The organism is Mediterraneibacter agrestimuris (assembly GCF_943193195.1).
Taxonomy (GTDB): domain Bacteria; phylum Bacillota; class Clostridia; order Lachnospirales; family Lachnospiraceae; genus Schaedlerella; species Schaedlerella agrestimuris.
The window spans coordinates 44,368-62,706 of record NZ_CALPDG010000008.1 but is presented as its reverse complement, the minus strand read 5'-3'; the positions used below and the strand labels follow the sequence as shown (position 1 = coordinate 62,706).

Sequence of the window (18,339 nt, the reverse complement as noted above, 5' to 3'; positions counted from 1 at the left end):
TTACTTTTACAGTTTAACTCCTCATATGATCAACAAACTATGTAATGGAGGCTTTCACTATGGAATTCACATTTTTAATTTGCCGGATTACAATAATCTACGCTGCCGCATTGGCATTTATTGTATCTATAACCCTCCTAATTCCCATCCACATGGTCAAATCAGTGAATATCTCAGCCACACTTCCCCGATCAGTAAATGGTGATTCCTGAAGAACAGAAAGATCTTTCATCATTCCATTATGAACAATATATTCCACTATCTGATTCACAAAGTAAATCTGTCTGCTATCAAGGCTTGTATTTGTCAGGTATTCCGAGAATGCTTCTTTTGCAGCATTCATATCCAATCCTACAATCTCACGGACAAATTCGCCAAGTGGCTTAGTTCCAAATTCATGTTCGTAATCCTGCTTTGTGCCAACTTTATCCCATAGTACTTCTTCTAACGCTGCAACATCTGTTGGTGTCAAAGGTTGATTTGTCTTTAATTTGGCAATTGCAATATTATCCTGATGTTGTCTGATATAATACTCCGCCTTCGCCTTGTAATTCTTAAGTTCATCATTTTCAAGTTCAGATTCTTTCCATTCCGTTGAAAGCAATTCATCTGTAAAATTAGTATCATACCGAACACTTGGATGAGGTAAATATTTCATCAAATCACGAAGTTTTTTTCTAATTTCTTCAAATTCATTAATTCCGGCATTATCAACATAATCTGCATTTAAAATCTTGTTGATCAAATCTGACTGTGCCTGAATTTCAGGGATATTTTCCACACTTGCAATTCCAGCAACTTTTTTGTACAAATCCGTACGAGCTTTTGAATACTTCTTTCCGACTAAGTAAGCTAGTTCAATTCCATACATAAGTGCATCAAACCGAACCGCACTTGCCTCATCTCCATCCGGTAATATCAAAGGTGCAACTTCTTCCCTGACAATTAATGTATCCTCATATGTAAGAGCATTATAATTTGATTCTGAAGAATATAAATCCACATACTTCAGATGCTGACGCACAGCAAAGTTATCCCTTGGTAATTCCTGTACTTTCTCACTCATTTGCTTAACCAATACATTACGATATGCAATCAGTCTGTCAATCTGATATTCGATATCCTGAAGCTTATAAGAAATTTCAAATTTCAAATTAAAAATCGCCCCTTGAGGCGCAATCATATTCGCTGCAGCTTTTCCTTTATTCATTCGGAAAAATTCAAAATTCCCACAAAAATCAAAGATATAAAACTTCTGCTTATTTTCTCCATCAAGTAAACCAGTGCAAAGCCTTGTACCTCGTCCAATCATCTGCCAGAATTTTGCTTTACTCATTACTTTTTTAAAAAATACTAAGTTCAGAACTTCCGGTACATCAATACCCGTATCTAACATGTCTACAGAAATTGCAATCTGTGGCATCTTCTTTGGATCAGAAAACTCATCAATCGCACTCTGTGCATAGGTCATATAATTATCTATTACTTTTGCATAATCCGGAAGATGTGGATACTCCTTGTTAAAAATTTCTAGTATCTTCTCAGCATGACCATGATTCTTTGCAAAAATAATTGTCTTACCAAGTTTCTGGCCATAATCAATCTTAATGCCCTTTGTCATCAATATATTTAAAACTTGTTTTATAGTATCCTCATTGAATATCCATGTGTTAAGAGCTGACGAATCTATTGACTCCGGCAATTCTCCATGTTCATTCTCAAAAGTTTCCTCATATGCCTTTTTATCCTCTTCTGACAATTCATCATATACAATTCCATGCTCTATAAACCTAAGTTTCGATTCCACAGAAACATAGTCAACAAGATACCCATCTTTTACAGCCTGTGCCAAATCATATCCATATGTAGGCACACCGTTCTCTAATTCAAAGACTTCATATGTATTCTTATCAATTTCATCCTTTGGTGTAGCTGTAAGACCAATCAATGGAGCATCAAAATATGAAAAGATGTCTCTGTACTTGTTATAAATGGATCTATGCGCCTCGTCGCATATCATAAGGTCAAAATGACCACATGTAAATAGTTTTCCTTCGTTATCATTTACCGTATCAATACACTTCATCATCGTCTGATAAGTTGAAAAAACACAATGTGCATTATAGTTATCCTTTTCTTCAACAAGATTTGTACACGATAAATTCGGCAACATATTCACAAAACTTCTTTTTGCCTGTGTTACGAGCGAGTTCCTGTCAGCAAGAAAAAGAATATTTTTTACCCAACCAGTTTTCAACAAGCAATCACACAATGCAATTACCGTTCTTGTCTTTCCTGAACCCGTTGCCATAACAAGCAAAGCTTTCCTACGGTTCTTTTCATCTAAACTGTTACATACCGCTTTAATAGCAGATTCCTGATAATATCGCCCGGCAATATTCTTGTCCACTATAATGTGCTTAAGACTTGTTCTCATAGTCAATAAATTGAACCATTTCTCCAAGTCTCTTTTCGAATAAATAACCGAACATTTTCTCTCAGGATATTGTCCATCAATAATATGTGTTTCAAATCCATTTGTAAGAAAAATAACCGGTCTTCTTTTATATTTTTGTTCTAACAAATCAGCATAAAGCTTCGCCTGTTGTCTTCCCCTCGAAACATCTACACATGTTCTCTTAGCTTCAATAACTGCTAATGGGTGATGCATATCATCATAAAGGACATAATCAGCAAAACCAACTCCTGATTTATTGGGCATTCCAGAAAGTTCTACTTCATTCATCCAATCCTTCCCTTCAACCCAGCCTGCATCCATAAGCATAGAATCGATATATAGTTTTCTGGTTTTATACTCTGACAAATCAAGCGGCTTAGGAACATAAGTCTGCTGTTGTTCCTGCCTGCGGACAGATAATTCTTTCTTCAAAGAAGCATTTTCCGCAATTAATTTCTGTAAATCAATCTCTTGTTTCGTAGACTTCTCTTGTTCTTTTGCTAATTGTGCTTTTGTGGCATTAGCTGTCTCTTTTGATTCCCTTGCTTTCTCAATTCGAGAAGTAATGATTGTTTTATCAAAAGAATGTTCTTCATACTGATCTGAATAACAATATGCGATAAAGTCCAAATATATAAACAGATTCTCAAGACAAAGCATTGCCTCGTCTCTTCCCAATTTCTTATTACTGTGAGCTGCATTATTTCCACATCTCCTTATATAATCCATGCGCTTCCACAAATCCATTCCCACAATCTGCCTATATTCCTCTGCATTCATAAGACTTTGCAGATTATCCTGATACGGCATTTCAAGTTCAGAATCCACAGAATACATCCACTTTATCGCAAACTCCATCGCTCGGCGGCTATTGATAATACTAGCTTCTGGATCCATAAGAATAATCTTCTCCGCAGATATAGCAACATCTGCAAATCTCGAAAATTTTGAATCATTTTTTAAGTAATCAAAATTGGTTATCATAGAATGCCTCCCATAAATAATCCTTACAGTTTATCCATCGACATTAATGTACTCTCTTTAGAATATTGATTAATCAAATTATCGTAATTAAAAAACCTGTTTTGTAACATCTATTATCACCTCTATTCATTTAGCAGTATTTAACACAATAATGGCTTATATTCATTACTACAACTTTTGATTTGTCGACTTGTTTGACGAAGTCGGCAAACTGCTCTTGCAATTCTATTGGCGGAATTAATACATCAATATCCTTTAGCAAGAAAATCTTAAACTCAGCAAATGTTGAACCAGAACCAAGCTTTGGATATTCCACCAATGTCTTTACTCTCATAAAATATTCTAAATACTTTGAGTCAAATATCGCTCTGTTTGGTGAAATACATAGCACTCGACCATCCTTATAATAAAATGGCTCATTGGTATCAACCATCCATACTTGTCCTTTATTACAAATAGATGGCATTAATAAATCACCAAGCTGTGGCTTTGTATCATCCTTTGCAAGCCTATTATAATGTTCTTCTGATATATAATATGGCTCTGTCGGTTTTATTCCATTTGCCAACTCACCAATTTCTGTACCTCTATAAAACGGAATACCACTATCAACAAATTCTGTAGTGAAAACTCTATGACTGGAACCCACATCAGCAACATCACCAAGTTTGCGTGTTTCATACTTATAATTACTTGTTGCCACATCCCCAAACAGCTCGACAAATCGTGCTTTGATGAGGTCGTCCAGTTTCTCAAGTTGCTGGTGATGAAGATTAATAATTTGCTCCACACTTTGCAATCTATGCACAATAGCCTGCTGATCTGATAAACATGGTAACTTGATCTCTATCTTCAACAGATCTGATTTCGTCAAACTCGGTATTGTCACAGTTTTATTTAATTGTTGAAAATCATAATGCTTACAAAAATAGTATAAATATCTTGGAAACAATACTTCTCGCTTTGCCTCCAAACCAAACGCAGTATCAACATTCCAAAATGGTTCGTCAACAAAAATAGGTTTGTTGATGCTGCCTTTTCTCCCAATAATTATTGTTTCCGCATTACAAATATAATCCTTTGCATATCCCATTATTCCTCCACTACCATAAATAGGATACCTTCCGTCTGAATCTTCTACTGCTCTCTGATTGCGACCATTTTTTATTTCAAGAACATCATTAAATGTCATTATATCATCCCCCACAAGTCTACGATTTTTAATCTTTTTTTATAAAAATTATTGACATATGGTTTTTCCATCTGTATACTTATTTTCAGAAACGGGTTTTCACCATACTTATTGCTGTGGCTTGCTCGTTTCCTTTTTTATTGCCAAAATATCGTAAAGATATTTCTTACCATTTTCTGCATGATTTATCAGCAACCTTGCATTGAACACATTGTATCTTATCAAAATGCTATTTTCATAAATTGGCAAAGCAAAACGGACGTCATATCTATACCATCCATTTTTTGCATTCTTATTATGCTTTTTCTTGAAGTTTTCTTGAAATTCCTCATTTGTGGCTATCTGAATCAATTCTGGAATTGCAGTTGCAGCATTCGCTTTTGCTTTGGCATTCGCCCCCATTAATGCCTTTCTGCTTTCAGATTCTGTATACTCTTCTGGTAATTCATTTCCTATATACACAATTTCAGCATTTTTTTCAATTTGATAAAAATCACCTACATACCCTTTCAAATATACTTTCACTTCGTCCCAATTAATATTACGCTTTCCTTTAAACACAATATCATTTATCAGAACAAGTTTATCCCCGTCCGCGTCAGTAATAATCTTTATATTCCTTCCGTTAATCAATATTTCATCTTCCTCTCATCCCCACAAACCCGAATTGATTTAAGCAATAAATTTTTGATGAGATGTTTTTACATTTGTCTGGCTTACAATGGCATATTGCATGGTAGTATCTATTTGAGAATGACCTAATATCTTTTGTACTTGTTCGATTGGCATACCTTTATCAATAGCTCTTGTTGCCATTGTTCTACGGAATTTATGTGGATGAATTTTTTCCATATTCAATTTTCTGCCAAGCGTACGAATACGGATCTCTACTCCACTAATCTTCAACCGATCATAAGGTGCATCTAACGATACAAAAAGCGCCGGATTACCGTCATCTCTTTTCTTCAAATAGTCTTGTAAATGAAGCTTTGTCTTGGCATCAAAATATACTTTTCGTTCTTTATCTCCTTTTCCAAAAACAATACATTCCCTAGCTTCAAAATCCACATCTGAAATATTTAAATTCACTAGCTCGCCCACACGTATTCCCGTAGAATACAGCAAATCAATCATAGCCAGATCCCTAATACATTCACAACCATCCCTAAGCAATTCTATTGCTTCATCAGAAATTATTTCTTTCACAGGTTGCTTTGTTTTTATTTTATGAATACGCCTCATCGGACTTTTCAAAATATAATCTTCTTCCTCTAGCCAAGAGAAAAAGCTAGAAATATTTCGCCGAATATTATCAACCGTAACTTTGCTGCAGTTATTGATTTTCTGATAATTAACAAGATATTTTCTGATTTCTTCCGTTGTAATTTTTCTTATCGGCTGTTCTATGTCCTGTAGCATTCGTTCTACTGTAGAACTGTAATATTGAATAGTCCTCTCTGAACATCCTTCAATTTTTTTTGCATCTAAAAACAACTGTAAATAATCATTGTTTGAAGTCTCTTCCTTGGATATTTTATTTTCCGAAAATGTCTGAAGCAGTACTTCCTGCAATTTCTTCATCTGTGAAACATTCAAATAGTCTGCCATTTCGTTAATAATCAATACAATTTTTTCTTCCATGTCGGTACTCCTTTCAATTTGTACCAACATCCTACTCCAAAAACCTTTAAATTAATTTATTTTCCCAATAACATTCCAACAAATATGATGGGTTTTCATAATACATACTGCTGTTATAATCATCAATTTTACTACTTACAAACGAATTATAAACCTTTAATAGCGCATCAATAATTTCTATCTTTTCGCGCTCGGCTACAGCCTTTATCAATCTTTTATATACTTTACCAATATCCCAATACGATGGGATGGCATATTTACATGCTGTTACATTATCATAATTTCCCATTTTAATTCTTGCTTCTCTGATAAAGTCATCACTAACACGCTCTATGTTATCACTATGATAGACATCCGATAAATCATAGATTTTTGCGAGGTTCTTTTTTCCTAATGCGTTTACGACCTCTACCCTTGTATTTTTCGTTTTCCTTGCAATATAATCAATCAAACTGCATGTAAAGAACAGAGCATTATCTTTTGCCGACTCTCTTCCCACACTTTCCATTACAAAACCTCCTCAAATCCTCTATATTCAAGACATTTTAACGCTTCTTTTGTGCAGAAATTAATCTGATGTGTCGGATACTTAAATTTTGCCAATACCCAAAACTGTTCTCTTGTAATAGCCCCATCCATATAATCAGAAACATAATTATAAATTTGATCATCTGCCATTGCTCCAATCACAATATCATATGCATGTTTCTTCCCGCTTCTGCAATCAATAATAAAATCCAGCCATTCATCTGTCATTTCTTTAAATTCTTTTATTTGCAAATCAGATTTCAATCTCACATCATAGATAGACACAATTTGAGTATCATATCGTCTCGCCCATCGTTGCGCCTGCTCTTTGATAATTGTACAATAAAATCCTTTTCCAAAATCCTTTGTATTTTTCCCAACACGAATCTCAGGATTTTCGACTGATGTATAACCACCATGATATACTGTCATTTTCGCCATTTATCATCTACCTTTCTACCCAAAATATTTCTGCATTAAACTGTCAAATAATAACTGCGTCTGTTCCAATGCCTTCTGTACGGCAACTTTTGATTTGTCGACTTGTTGTTTCATTAGAACAAATTGTTTTTGCATTTCCATTGGTGGTAATAAAACTGGCATTGTTTCAATTCTAAAGATTGCCAATTTGGGGACACCAACTGACATTTTTCTTTCATTGATATAATCCTGAATCCCTGGTGAATTAATATAATGAGCCAGAAATACACCGTCAATTACTTTTTCTGTTTTAGGAACTAACTTAACCGCATTTTCTGTTAAATTTGCACCATCATATTTTTCAGGAATAACACCTGCCAGACCAAGATTTACCCCAACATTTGTGAGATAAATATCTCCCCCTTTAACTGTGTACCTCTTGATATGCTCATAAACTTCATCATCAATATAATGAATATTATCATCAAGAATTGTCTCATTCTTCATATCTGTAGCTCTAAGATATGGATGTTTTGTTACTCCTTCAGCATATCCCATTCCCTTTGGAATCCTTTTTCCACCTTTAATCTCATAATAGTCCGAAACTATACCTGATTTCCAACCTTTATCATTAAGTTTAGGATCCCCAAACATCTCGACAAATCGTGCTTTGATGAGGTCATCTAATTTCTGGAGTTCCAACTTTCTTGCTTGAATAATTTCATATATCTTTTCAAGAATATTGGAGTACCCTGATTGTTTTTCCAACGAAATATCCGGAATCAATGTTTCCTCAAGTATTTTGCGCCCAATAGCTTTAAATGTACTGCCTGTTCCTTTACTATTCAATTCTGCATTTTTCCCTTTGAGTAACCAAAAAATAAACTCTGAAGAAACCCTTGCCTTATCAGGTGTTATTGCGGCAAGACCGCGACCTATACAACAATCCTCTTTTGCATAGTTCATTGCGCCAATTGGCGCCCTAACTGAAATAAGTATATCTTCCGGAGAAGCCATCTTTGTCGGAGCTGAACACCATTTTCTTGTAATAGGATACCGTTCCCCGAAGTCTGCATTCCCCTGAAAGAAAGGAACACCTTCTCCATTGTCATTATAACTATTTGAATCGGGTGACTGTCCCATATTGATGGTACAAACGTCCTTTAGCATCACATAATTCATTTTCATCCCCACAAACCCGAATTTGTATTTCCTTTCCTTTTATTCATTTTAACCTAGTACTCTTATAGTAAATCCCCCGAAGTCTTGACATATAATTATGCTATTATTAACAATCGTCAACTTGTGATGAATTAAAGCTGAGGTTCCGAATGGGAGCAGGCACATTAATTGCTTAGAATCCTTTGCTCCTTGGGTTGACTATTTTTTGTCAATTTTTTTCAAAGTGTCAAGTATTGTACTTGGTGCTTTTCTTATTTCCTCATATATAAAATCAATTAATTCTTTCTTATACTGTTCCATATCTCTTAAAACCTTCATATTTATGGGCTTTTTACGCCCTCATTTTCTATTTTTATCCCCTACTACACCATTTTTACACCATTTCATACTCAACTACACCTTTTCTCGAACTTTTCCATTTCCAAGAACAGCGTATCTTCTGTTACGTGGCAATACAAGTCCATTGTCATTTGTAATGTGCCATGTCCCAAAAGTTTCTGCAATGTTTTGGGGTTCATTCCACATTCGATTGCTCTTGTAGCAAAAGTATGCCCTTACGGTATAATAAGGACAAATCGGAAAACCCATTATTACCAAAGTTGCTCAGGTGTTGTAAAGCGCGCATATGGCACTAAATACAGAAACAAAGACACATATAATACTATATATTCTTGTTTTCTGAAAACAAGGAAATCCATGAGCAATTTTAATCAAAGAGGATTTTCGGATTTGCCACCATTCTTTTTCCATTACAATACGCCCTTTGGTGAGGGCAGACTGGGAGGTGATAGGGAACCCTTTCACATAAAGGACAAACGGGCGGCACCCCGGTAATACCGATTTTAATTCCTATCAACCGCACAGTAACTGACGGATGTTCAGCTACTGCGTGACTTTTTTGTTATAGATAACTCTGCCCTGGTGACGTAATGTAGTACCACAAGTTGTACGGACAGCACAAAAAAACCGTGAGTAGGAATATTAATGTATAATTCACATACTCCGGAGCCTCACTGAGTTTGTGCTTGATTTACGCTTCAGATGATTCAAATGTTCCCTCGTGATTGCTCATAATATATTTTCTCACCTTTCTCTATTTCCACAATTACCTAACTTTCAAGGTTCTCAAGCGCATTCTCTGTCATAAGGCTTGTTTCCATATTCAGCTTCCGCAGCTTATGCACCATTTCTTTGGACTCATCCGACCTATTGCGAACCTGTTCAGCCACCTTGGACGTATGAGATGCCGTTTCTGCAAAGAAATGGCTGGTCGTCCGGATTTGTTCATTGATTTGTTGCAATTTGCCGATCACTTCTCCGCTGTGCTTAAGAACCGCATGACACTGTACTTGAATATTGTGAATATTCTGTACAATTTCACCAAACAGCTGGTTGGCGTCAATCACCTTCTGTAGTCCGGTTTCTACCTGCCTCAAACTGACTTCAGATCGCTCAATCATATCAGATGTATCCGCCTTCATCCCCTGTAACAGACCCTCAATATCGGAAACGACCTTCGTTGTTGCTTCCGACAAATCTTTTATATTGGCGGCCACCACGGAAAACTCTTTGCCATGAACACCGGCGTGCGTCACCTCAATGGAAGCATTGTGTGAAAGAGTAGTCGTTTGCAAGGATATATCCTTAATACTTTTTAACATTCCCTCAATCTGCTCACAGTGCAGATTAAGCTGGCTGGCCAGTTCATTATTTTTTTGTGTGGAGAGGAAAGTTTCCTCCATCTTTTGCATCGTTTGATGCATGCTCTGTGCGCCTTCCATGGACAGACCACTTGTTTTTTCCATATTCTGCAAGACAATTTTTATACTGTTATCTGTGTTGCCCACCGAAGTATCAATGATCCGCGTATATTCGTCACAGGTATGCATCAATTGCATCTGTTGTTGCATCTGAGCAGAGAGCACATTCAAATCTCTGATGACGCTTTCCAGGACGATTGAAAAATCCGTAATCTCCCCATTGACCTCACCCGTGGAGTTATTGATTTTCTCAATCACTGTATTCAGTGTATTTTTTAGCAGAGCGGTATTGTCGTCCTTCAGGGCTTCTTTTTGCACCGCCCGCCTGTCCATTAAGCGAATAAACGGCAGATAAATCAGAATGCCTGCAGCAATATTGATGACCTGGAGGACGCTGCCAGACAGGTGTCCGCCGGTTGCCAGATAACCGCTGATCAAGGGCGGCATCGCCCAATGCACTTCGGTTACAACCCGGGCAACCAAACCGAGAGACATCACACTCCATGAAACCAGCGTTATCGTGAGCGGCGTGAGCAAAAAAGGGATCAGCAAAATGGGGTTCAGGATTATAGGAAAGCCGAACAACACAATTTCATTCATGTTGAAGAGTGCGAATACACCGCCCATTTTGGCGATGCTGCGCATATACCGACTCCTGGCAATAATCAACACCGCGATGATGATGCACAGCGATGTGCCCGCTCCCCCCATAAATACAAAAGTATCCAGAAAGCCCTTACTGATAATGTCAAGCTGCTTGTCAAAAGCATCGTGATTCAAGGCATATTGGCTGGTATTATGGATGAGATTCTCGCCGAAGGCACTAACCATGATGCTGTCCATCACATTTCCGCCATGAATACCGAAGAACCAGAAAATATGAATGCCGAATACCAGTAACAAGGTACCGGAAAGTCCTCCTCCATCGGCCGCCGAAAAAAGAAGCGACAGGGCCGTATAAATCCACTCGTCAACCCCTTTGCCGGAGGTCGTCAATATGATGCCGTTTGTGAAGGCAATGCAGAAAACAGACAGCATGACGGGGAAAAGAGCCGCAAACATTTGCCGCACCTCCTCCGCCGTATCCTCCGAAATATTGATTTTAAGATTGGAAAATGCATGGTACAGCTCGGTGGCCATAATCGCGATTAAAATAGCCCCGAAAAGCCCACTGGAACCCAATTGGCTCAGCGAGATGCAGCCATCCGAAGTTCTGACGCAAATGGCCAGATAGGCAGATACGCTTGTGAGGGCCGAGAGCGTACCGTTAAGTTTATAGGTATTACCGAGATAATAGCCCAAAGTCCATGCCATCAAAATCGCCATGATAGCTGTGCTGCCCAGCCAGATTGCGCCATTTACCACTCGGATCACCTGTCCAGCTGGAGTAGACAGACCTGTCTGCACTATGTCAATGGGCATATTATTGATCAGCGATGCTATAGATCCCAGGATGATTATTGGCAACGTGATGATAAACGCTTTTTTTATAGAGATGATATAACGGTTTTGGAATAGCCTGTCGGCTGCCTGCAAGATGCTTTCCATAGTCATTCCTCCTAATAGAATCTCATATATACATTTAATACGAATTGTAACATAAAATGCCTCAAATTACATCAAAAACATTTTCTTTTCTGAATATGCATCTTGAATGTATTACCATGCCGATCATACTGCCTCTTTATTGTAATGCTTGTTATTGGTTTTCCGGGAGTTTACGTTTTCAGGACAGCCCCTCTGGAAGAAAACTTCCGCTTCTTTCTTCCAAATTTATCAAACCGCCTTATCTGCAACGGCGTTGCCGTTGCCCTGCCCTCTACCTGCCGTTTGGTACGTCAGAACGAGGGCAGGAACTTTGACTGCCTACATATTTTTGTTTGCAACAGAAAGGATAGCCCTTCAGCAGAGAGACTGAACCCTCTGATTACATAGAACTCCTGCTTGCAGGAAATCTGGGAAAGGAGGGCTTGACTTATGAGTGATTTTGAAATGCGCTCCATCGTACTAATGATACTTAGTATTGTTGTAACGATTTTGATTGCGTATATAAATCAATCAAAAAAGTAACCGCCCCTCGCCCAAGGAATGCGGTTACTCTTTTGAGTAATTAAATAATTTGGACTAACCAACTATCAGTAGTGCCTTTTTATATTCTTATTCTAACAAATACCTATTCAAATGTCAAATCTGACACTCTTATAATTTTGCTATCAAATTTAATAATTCTTTCCGATTTACTATACCATTTTCATATCAAACTATACCATTTTATGATACAATACACCACTTTACTGTTTTTCAAAATCTTGCAGAACACCAGTAAATACAAGAGTTTGAGAAGTTACATCAATTTATGGAAAAGCATTGTCAGAAAATCAATAATTTGCTATATATTTCAATCGCTAATACAAATGCTTCCTTCGCTTTATCTATTAACTGTTCCTGTACTGTCATTTTATCCTTCCACTATAACTTTAACAGACTTTCCAGCTCATCCATTTCCTTACCAATCTCCATTTCAATCTCACGAATATTAGCCATAATTTCAGATGTTGGCGGATATTCAATAGCTACATACTCAATCTCTTTGTATTTATTAATACTAAGATCATAGCCGTTGTCAACGATATCCTGTTTCGGAACGATAAATGATTTATCTGTACGTTTTCTTTCTGTTTTCTTTCTGTTTCCTTATCTAAATTCTTGAATCTTTCAATAATATCCGGAATATCATTTTCTGCAATTGGAGTTCGTTTATCATCTAAGCTAAAACCATCTGCCGTCATATCATAAAACCATACATGATCCGTTCCGCCATGTTCCGTTTTTGTGAATACAAGAATAGCTGTTGATACTCCTGCATACGGCTTAAACACTCCGGAAGGCATAGAAATAACCGCTTCTAATCTTTGATTCTCAACAAGTTCTCTTCTGATGTCTTTGTGTGCCTTTGATGAACCAAACAGTACACCATCCGGAACGATGCAGGCACATCTCCCCCCTATCTTTAACATACGGAGAAATAGCGCCAGAAATAATAATTCTGTCTTCTTTGTCTTGCAAACTTTAAGCAAATCTCCTGATACCGACTCTGCATCAAGACTTCCCTTAAATGGTGGATTTGCAAGTACTAATGAATACTTATCCTTATCTGGATTCTGATCAGACAAGCTATCTCTATATTCAATAAATGGATTGTCAATTCCATGAGTCATCATGTTCATTGCTCCAATACGAAGCATTGTTCTATCCATATCATATCCATGAAACATGTGATTCATATAATGTTCTTTCTTTTGCTTATCAAAAAAAATTTCTTCTTTCTTTTTTTCTTTCAAGTATTCTCCTGCTGCAACCAAGAATCCCGATGTTCCACAAGCCGGATCACAAATCACCTCATCACTTGAGGGATCCATCATTTCTACCATCATACGAATAATGTGTCTTGGAGTTCTAAACTGTCCATTACGTCCAGACTGTGCAATCTTTGACAAAAGGTACTCATACACATCTCCTCGTACATCCGCAGTCTGAATTTCATTCATCCTCTTGTATATTTCATCTAATGAATCTACTACTTTTGATACAACAAGCGGCGTTGGCAATTTAAAAATTGCATCATCCATATATTTTGAATAAGCACTATTCTTATCACTATGTAATGTTTTTATAAATGGGAATACCCATTCCTGTATTATAGAATACATTCTATCGGCAGGAAAATCATGAAAAACAGACCACTTAAGCTGTGAACCACCTATCGTTCTTTCTCCAATCTTTACTTCATCCGAAAAAATACTCTGATATGGAAGTCCAAGTATTGCACTTTCTTTTGCTCTTGTATTATCCGAATCATCCAAATCATGAATAAACATCAGATAAGTAATCTGCTCAATTACTTCAAGTGGGTTTACCAAGCCTCCAGAAGCGAAAATATCCCATAAACTATCAATTTTATTTTTCAATTCACCTGTAATCATTTAACCCTCCAATTACCTCATTGTTTCTCAATTTAGTCATTAGTGCTTTATATGATGTATATTCATACTTATTCTACTATAATTTAACTTAGCCTTCAATGATTTTAAATTACAAAAGGATCAGTAACGGATTTTCATAAAACCTTAAGATTCTTTCTCCCCAAATCTTCATTTTCATCTGTCAGAATACACATAAACCGTCAGGCTGATATTATCACTGGCATTTACTGAAAGGAGAATTCCCATGTCTAATCTGATCTACACACTTTATCCGCTATCCTGTATTTTTATCCCGTGTATGTTGTATATGTCGATACAACGCTTTGGATTTCACCAAAAAGCATCGGGAATACATATATTATGGGTCTTCATCTTCCTATATTATGTCTATCTTGTTCTGGAAACTACCGGAATCGGAACTATATGGGAAATTGGCATGTATCCGGGCATGACCCTCGAAAAAGAAGTCAATCTGATCCCCTTTGCAGATGGTATTACGATCAGCTTAGTTCTAAATATTATTATGTTTATGCCTCTTGGCTTTTTGCTCCCGCTTCTCTGGGAAGAATATAAAAGCCTTATCAGAACAGCATTTACAGGACTGCTTTTCTCTCTTGGAATTGAATTGTGCCAGTTATGCAACCGGCGTGTCTCTGATGTAGACGACTTGATCATGAATACGCTGGGCGCTGTGATCGGCTGGGGTATCTGGCTGTGTTTCTCACGGCTGTTCAAATTGCGATATGGTAACAGAAACAAAAGCTTCGGCAATCTGGATGCAGCGGCCTATTTGCTTCTCTCTCTTGCCGGACAGTTCTTCCTCTATAACTGGAGATGGATGCTTACGATAACCCAGCCGTAACAATTTCATTACAGTTCAGTTGAAAACTGAACCACCGGTACTAGTTATTGTTCACACCCTACAGGTGCTCCAGTAACAGCATCCAGCACAGTGCAAGGCGCCGTATGAACCAACCACCGTTACGTTACTACACATTTTCTTTTAGAAGTACAATTTCTCCTTGCAACTTTGTACATTTCGCCGTAAAATATAGGAGTGGAATTTTTCCCACATATATACAGTGATGAATCAGTACAGGAGGTACAAACATATGAATCATACAGACCGCATGGTAGGAACTGTTTCCCGCGGCGTACGCGCACCGATCATCCGCGAGGGAGACAACCTTGCCGAAATCGTAGTGGACTGCGTATTAAAGGCTTCTGAAAGTGAGAACTTTGAAATCCGCGACAAAGACGTTATCGCCATTACAGAAGCAGTTGTTGCCAGAGCGCAGGGCAATTACGCGCACATCAATGATATCGCGCAGGACGTTCACGAGAAATTCGGTGACGATACTGTCGGCGTAATGTTCCCGATCACAAGCCGTAACCGCTTCTCCATCTGCCTGAAGGGTATCGCTATGGGATGTAAGAAGATCGTTCTCATGTTAAGTTACCCGTCTGATGAAGTGGGTAATCATCTGATCGACCTTGATTTATTGGATGAAAAGGGTGTAAATCCATGGTCTGACGTACTGACCGAAGAAAAATACAGAGAACTGTTCGGTTATGAGAAGCATGTATTTACAGGCGTAGATTATGTAGAATATTACAAACAGGTAATTCAGGATGCAGGCGCAGAGGTAGAGATTATCTTCGCAAATAATCCGAAAGCCATTCTTTCTTATACAAAGAATGTTCTTACCTGTGATATTCATACGCGAGAAAGATCCAAGAGAATCCTCAAGGCAAATGGTGCAGAAAAGGTATATTCCCTGGATGATATTCTGACAAAGAGTATCAATGGCAGCGGTTACAATGACACATACGGTCTGCTTGGTTCCAACAAAGCAACCGAAGAAACAGTCAAACTCTTCCCGATTAAGTGTGATGAAATTGTAAATGAGATCCATAATGCCATGGTTGAAAAAACAGGCAAAAATGTAGAAGTTATGGTTTATGGAGACGGCGCGTTCAAAGATCCGGTTGGAAAGATCTGGGAACTTGCCGACCCGGTAGTATCTCCCGCTTATACCAAGGGACTGGAAGGAACTCCGAACGAAGTGAAGCTGAAATATCTGGCTGATAATGATTTTGCAGATTTGTCCGGTGACGAATTAAAAGAAGCAATCAAAAATTACATCCATGAGAAAGATGTGAAGGCTGACAGCCTTGTAGGACAGATGGTAACTCAGGGTACAACTCCGAGACGTTTAACCGACTTGCTCGGTTCTCTGGCTGACCTGACATCGGGTTCCGGAGATAAAGGAACACCAATCATCTATATTCAGGGATATTTTGACAACTATACAAAATAGTAACTGCTATTTGTGGCTATGAAACCGAAAGGCTGAATAGTTACAGTTATTTATGTAAGGTACAGTGTAACTCTGTAAAAGGAGTTACGCTGTTTTCTTTTTCTTATAACACTCTGCAAACAATGCTCCGCCTAATATCAGCACTGCTCCAAACACTTGTATCGGCAGCATTTTCTCATGCAGCAGCACCACAGAAAAAATTACCGCCGACAACGGATCTAGATATCCGCAGACTGCCACTGTCTGTACCGGAAGATTTCCAATGGAAGAAAAGTAAAAATAGCATCCGATTCCTGTATTGACAATTCCCAGAATCAATATCCACAGCCAGTCTCCATTTTCTATCCGTACCTCATATCCACTCTGAATCCCCACGATCACTGCCACCGTCAAAAACCCGGATACAAGCTGAATCACCGTATTCCCCATACCTTTGATATACTCCGACTTTTTATTGGTAATTACCATAACAGTATACAATACCGCAGACATTAATCCGCAGAAAATACCAAACAGATTCCCCCTTCCGCCAAATACATTTCCATTGACGCAAACTACACCCGCCAGTACCACAAAAAATCCGGCTACTTTCACTCCTGTCAGCTTTTCACCAAACAACACCGGGGAAAGCGCCATTACCAGTATTGGCGCACAATAATACAGCAAAGATGCAATGCTCACTCCAATCTGGTCATAGGCTTCAAAAAGAAAGATCCAGCTTGCTCCCATAGAAACACCAGATATCACAATATACAGCAAATCTTTTTTATGCTGTATACAATGAAACCCTTGTCTGGACAACAGATAGACGATTATCAGAAAAATGCTTCCGATCAGTGTCCGTAAAAATACAATATAAGAACTGGACAAATGAATTCTGCTTGCTACAATGCCATTTAGTCCAAATAGCAGCAGCGAAACAAAATATTTCAAATAAGATGTCTTCATAATCTCCCTCACTGTCTAATTTGCTTCCTCTTCATAAAGAACTCTGTCAAAAAATCATAAAACCCGATTACATTCCGGTTATCTTTCTTATTCATATTATAACTGATGATAATATCCCGCTGACAGACCGGCTCTTCGATCTCTAACAGTTTGACCCGCTCGTTCTTCACTTCTCCCCAACTGAATTCCGGCCAAAATCCAATGCCCATATTTGCCCCGATCATATTCTTTACCGCAGCCGGATTATCACTTTCAAACACAATATTCGGAGTAAATCCTGCATGCTGGCAAAAGCGGTCACAAATATAACGGAATTCCCGGGATCCCTGCAAACTGATAAATCCCTCCCCGGATACTTCATCCAGACAAACAGAAGTACGATTCCAGTACTTCTCATTATCCGGCACGGCAAGATATATCTTTTCCTCACAAGAAAAGCTGTTCTTCTCATTCACACCCTGATAAAACAGTTTCGTTGTAATTGCCACATCATAAAGCTCATTTTCTGTATTCTGCTGCATCTGAAAATGAATCTCTTCGTGTTCTTTCTGATATTCAATAATCGCTTCCATTACAAGACTTGAGGCTGCCAATACATTCATATGTATTGTTTCACTCTCTAATTTTGCCATCATATTCAACTGCTCCGGTATCTTATCTAACTGTTCAAGAATCGGTTTCAGCTTCTTTTGCAGATATTGTCCGTACTCTGTCAGGACAATATTTCTCCCCTTTGAAGCGAACAATGGTACGCCAAGACCTTCTTCCAGCCGACGAATCGCCTGTGACAATGCCGGCTGACTAATATGCAGATTCTTTGCACTGTTTGTCATATGTTTTGTTTCCGCCACTTCCAAAAAATAACGAATTTGAATTAATTCCACCTTTTTTCTCCCTGTTTTTGTCAAAATACCGATAAAAC

The 18,339-nt window shown here is 38.0% G+C and carries 12 protein-coding genes and 2 pseudogenes; 2 read left to right on the top strand and 12 right to left on the bottom strand.

Annotated elements, in window-relative coordinates:
* Window positions 1-97: 97 nt before the first annotated feature.
* From NFS18_RS06190 to NFS18_RS06145, 10 genes and pseudogenes are all read right to left on the bottom strand, one after another.
* The gene (locus tag NFS18_RS06190; RefSeq protein ID WP_251389061.1) at window positions 98-3,442 is read right to left on the bottom strand and encodes a DEAD/DEAH box helicase family protein; all 3,345 of its coding nucleotides are present in this window, start codon (window positions 3,440-3,442) and stop codon (window positions 98-100) included.
* A gap of 130 nt (window positions 3,443-3,572) precedes the next feature.
* On the bottom strand, window positions 3,573-4,634 hold the full coding sequence (locus NFS18_RS06185) for a restriction endonuclease subunit S (protein ID WP_251389059.1): 1,062 nt from the start codon (window positions 4,632-4,634) through the stop codon (window positions 3,573-3,575).
* Between the two features lie 108 nt (window positions 4,635-4,742).
* Window positions 4,743-5,147: a hypothetical protein gene (locus NFS18_RS06180; RefSeq protein WP_331477550.1), complete on the bottom strand. Its 405-nt coding sequence runs from the start codon at window positions 5,145-5,147 to the stop codon at window positions 4,743-4,745.
* 159 nt (window positions 5,148-5,306) lie between these two features.
* Window positions 5,307-6,275: a site-specific tyrosine recombinase/integron integrase gene (gene xerA / locus NFS18_RS06175; RefSeq protein WP_251389055.1), complete on the bottom strand. Its 969-nt coding sequence runs from the start codon at window positions 6,273-6,275 to the stop codon at window positions 5,307-5,309.
* Window positions 6,276-6,321: 46 nt separating this feature from the next.
* Window positions 6,322-6,783, bottom strand: coding sequence for a hypothetical protein (locus tag NFS18_RS06170; RefSeq protein WP_251389053.1), 462 nt, complete (start codon window positions 6,781-6,783; stop codon window positions 6,322-6,324).
* On the bottom strand, window positions 6,783-7,244 hold the full coding sequence (locus NFS18_RS06165) for a DUF3990 domain-containing protein (RefSeq protein WP_251389051.1): 462 nt from the start codon (window positions 7,242-7,244) through the stop codon (window positions 6,783-6,785). Before NFS18_RS06165 ends, NFS18_RS06170 begins: the two co-directional genes overlap by 1 nt.
* A 15-nt stretch (window positions 7,245-7,259) precedes the next feature.
* Window positions 7,260-8,405, bottom strand: a complete 1,146-nt coding sequence (locus tag NFS18_RS06160) for a restriction endonuclease subunit S (protein WP_251389049.1) — start codon at window positions 8,403-8,405, stop codon at window positions 7,260-7,262.
* Between the two features lie 389 nt (window positions 8,406-8,794).
* Window positions 8,795-8,956: pseudogene (locus tag NFS18_RS06155) on the bottom strand (tyrosine-type recombinase/integrase); the annotation flags it as partial.
* Between the two features lie 558 nt (window positions 8,957-9,514).
* A complete protein-coding gene (locus NFS18_RS06150) occupies window positions 9,515-11,713 on the bottom strand; it encodes a PTS transporter subunit EIIC (protein ID WP_251389047.1) in 2,199 nt (732 codons plus the stop codon).
* Window positions 11,714-12,634: 921 nt separating this feature from the next.
* Window positions 12,635-14,148 (bottom strand): annotated as a pseudogene (locus NFS18_RS06145) (N-6 DNA methylase).
* Between the two features lie 244 nt (window positions 14,149-14,392).
* Between NFS18_RS06145 and NFS18_RS06140 the strand changes: the two are divergent.
* Together NFS18_RS06140 and NFS18_RS06135 are read left to right on the top strand one after the other, a co-directional pair.
* On the top strand, window positions 14,393-15,010 hold the full coding sequence (locus tag NFS18_RS06140; protein WP_251389045.1) for a VanZ family protein: 618 nt from the start codon (window positions 14,393-14,395) through the stop codon (window positions 15,008-15,010).
* Between the two features lie 250 nt (window positions 15,011-15,260).
* Window positions 15,261-16,469, top strand: a complete 1,209-nt coding sequence (locus NFS18_RS06135) for a coenzyme F420-0:L-glutamate ligase (RefSeq protein WP_251389043.1) — start codon at window positions 15,261-15,263, stop codon at window positions 16,467-16,469.
* Between the two features lie 84 nt (window positions 16,470-16,553).
* Here NFS18_RS06135 and NFS18_RS06130 read toward each other — a convergent pair whose 3' ends face one another.
* The gene (locus NFS18_RS06130) at window positions 16,554-17,417 is read right to left on the bottom strand and encodes a DMT family transporter (RefSeq protein WP_251389041.1); all 864 of its coding nucleotides are present in this window, start codon (window positions 17,415-17,417) and stop codon (window positions 16,554-16,556) included.
* Window positions 17,418-17,425: 8 nt separating this feature from the next.
* Window positions 17,426-18,301 (bottom strand): LysR family transcriptional regulator, encoded by an 876-nt coding sequence (locus NFS18_RS06125; protein ID WP_251389039.1) that lies wholly within the window; start codon window positions 18,299-18,301, stop codon window positions 17,426-17,428.
* Between the last annotated feature and the right edge of the window lie 38 nt (window positions 18,302-18,339).

What these genes read in the sequence shown, in the direction of transcription:
- NFS18_RS06190 (WP_251389061.1), bottom strand. Translation starts at nt 3,442, where the DNA reads ATGATAACCAATTTTGATTACTTAAAAAATGATTCAAAATTTTCGAGA.
- NFS18_RS06185 (WP_251389059.1), bottom strand. Translation starts at nt 4,634, where the DNA reads ATGACATTTAATGATGTTCTTGAAATAAAAAATGGTCGCAATCAGAGA.
- xerA (WP_251389055.1), bottom strand. Translation starts at nt 6,275, where the DNA reads ATGGAAGAAAAAATTGTATTGATTATTAACGAAATGGCAGACTATTTG.
- NFS18_RS06170 (WP_251389053.1), bottom strand. Translation starts at nt 6,783, where the DNA reads ATGGAAAGTGTGGGAAGAGAGTCGGCAAAAGATAATGCTCTGTTCTTT.
- NFS18_RS06165 (WP_251389051.1), bottom strand. Translation starts at nt 7,244, where the DNA reads ATGGCGAAAATGACAGTATATCATGGTGGTTATACATCAGTCGAAAAT.
- NFS18_RS06160 (WP_251389049.1), bottom strand. Translation starts at nt 8,405, where the DNA reads ATGAATTATGTGATGCTAAAGGACGTTTGTACCATCAATATGGGACAG.
- NFS18_RS06150 (WP_251389047.1), bottom strand. Translation starts at nt 11,713, where the DNA reads ATGGAAAGCATCTTGCAGGCAGCCGACAGGCTATTCCAAAACCGTTAT.
- NFS18_RS06140 (WP_251389045.1), top strand. Translation starts at nt 14,393, where the DNA reads ATGTCTAATCTGATCTACACACTTTATCCGCTATCCTGTATTTTTATC.
- NFS18_RS06135 (WP_251389043.1), top strand. Translation starts at nt 15,261, where the DNA reads ATGAATCATACAGACCGCATGGTAGGAACTGTTTCCCGCGGCGTACGC.
- NFS18_RS06130 (WP_251389041.1), bottom strand. Translation starts at nt 17,417, where the DNA reads ATGAAGACATCTTATTTGAAATATTTTGTTTCGCTGCTGCTATTTGGA.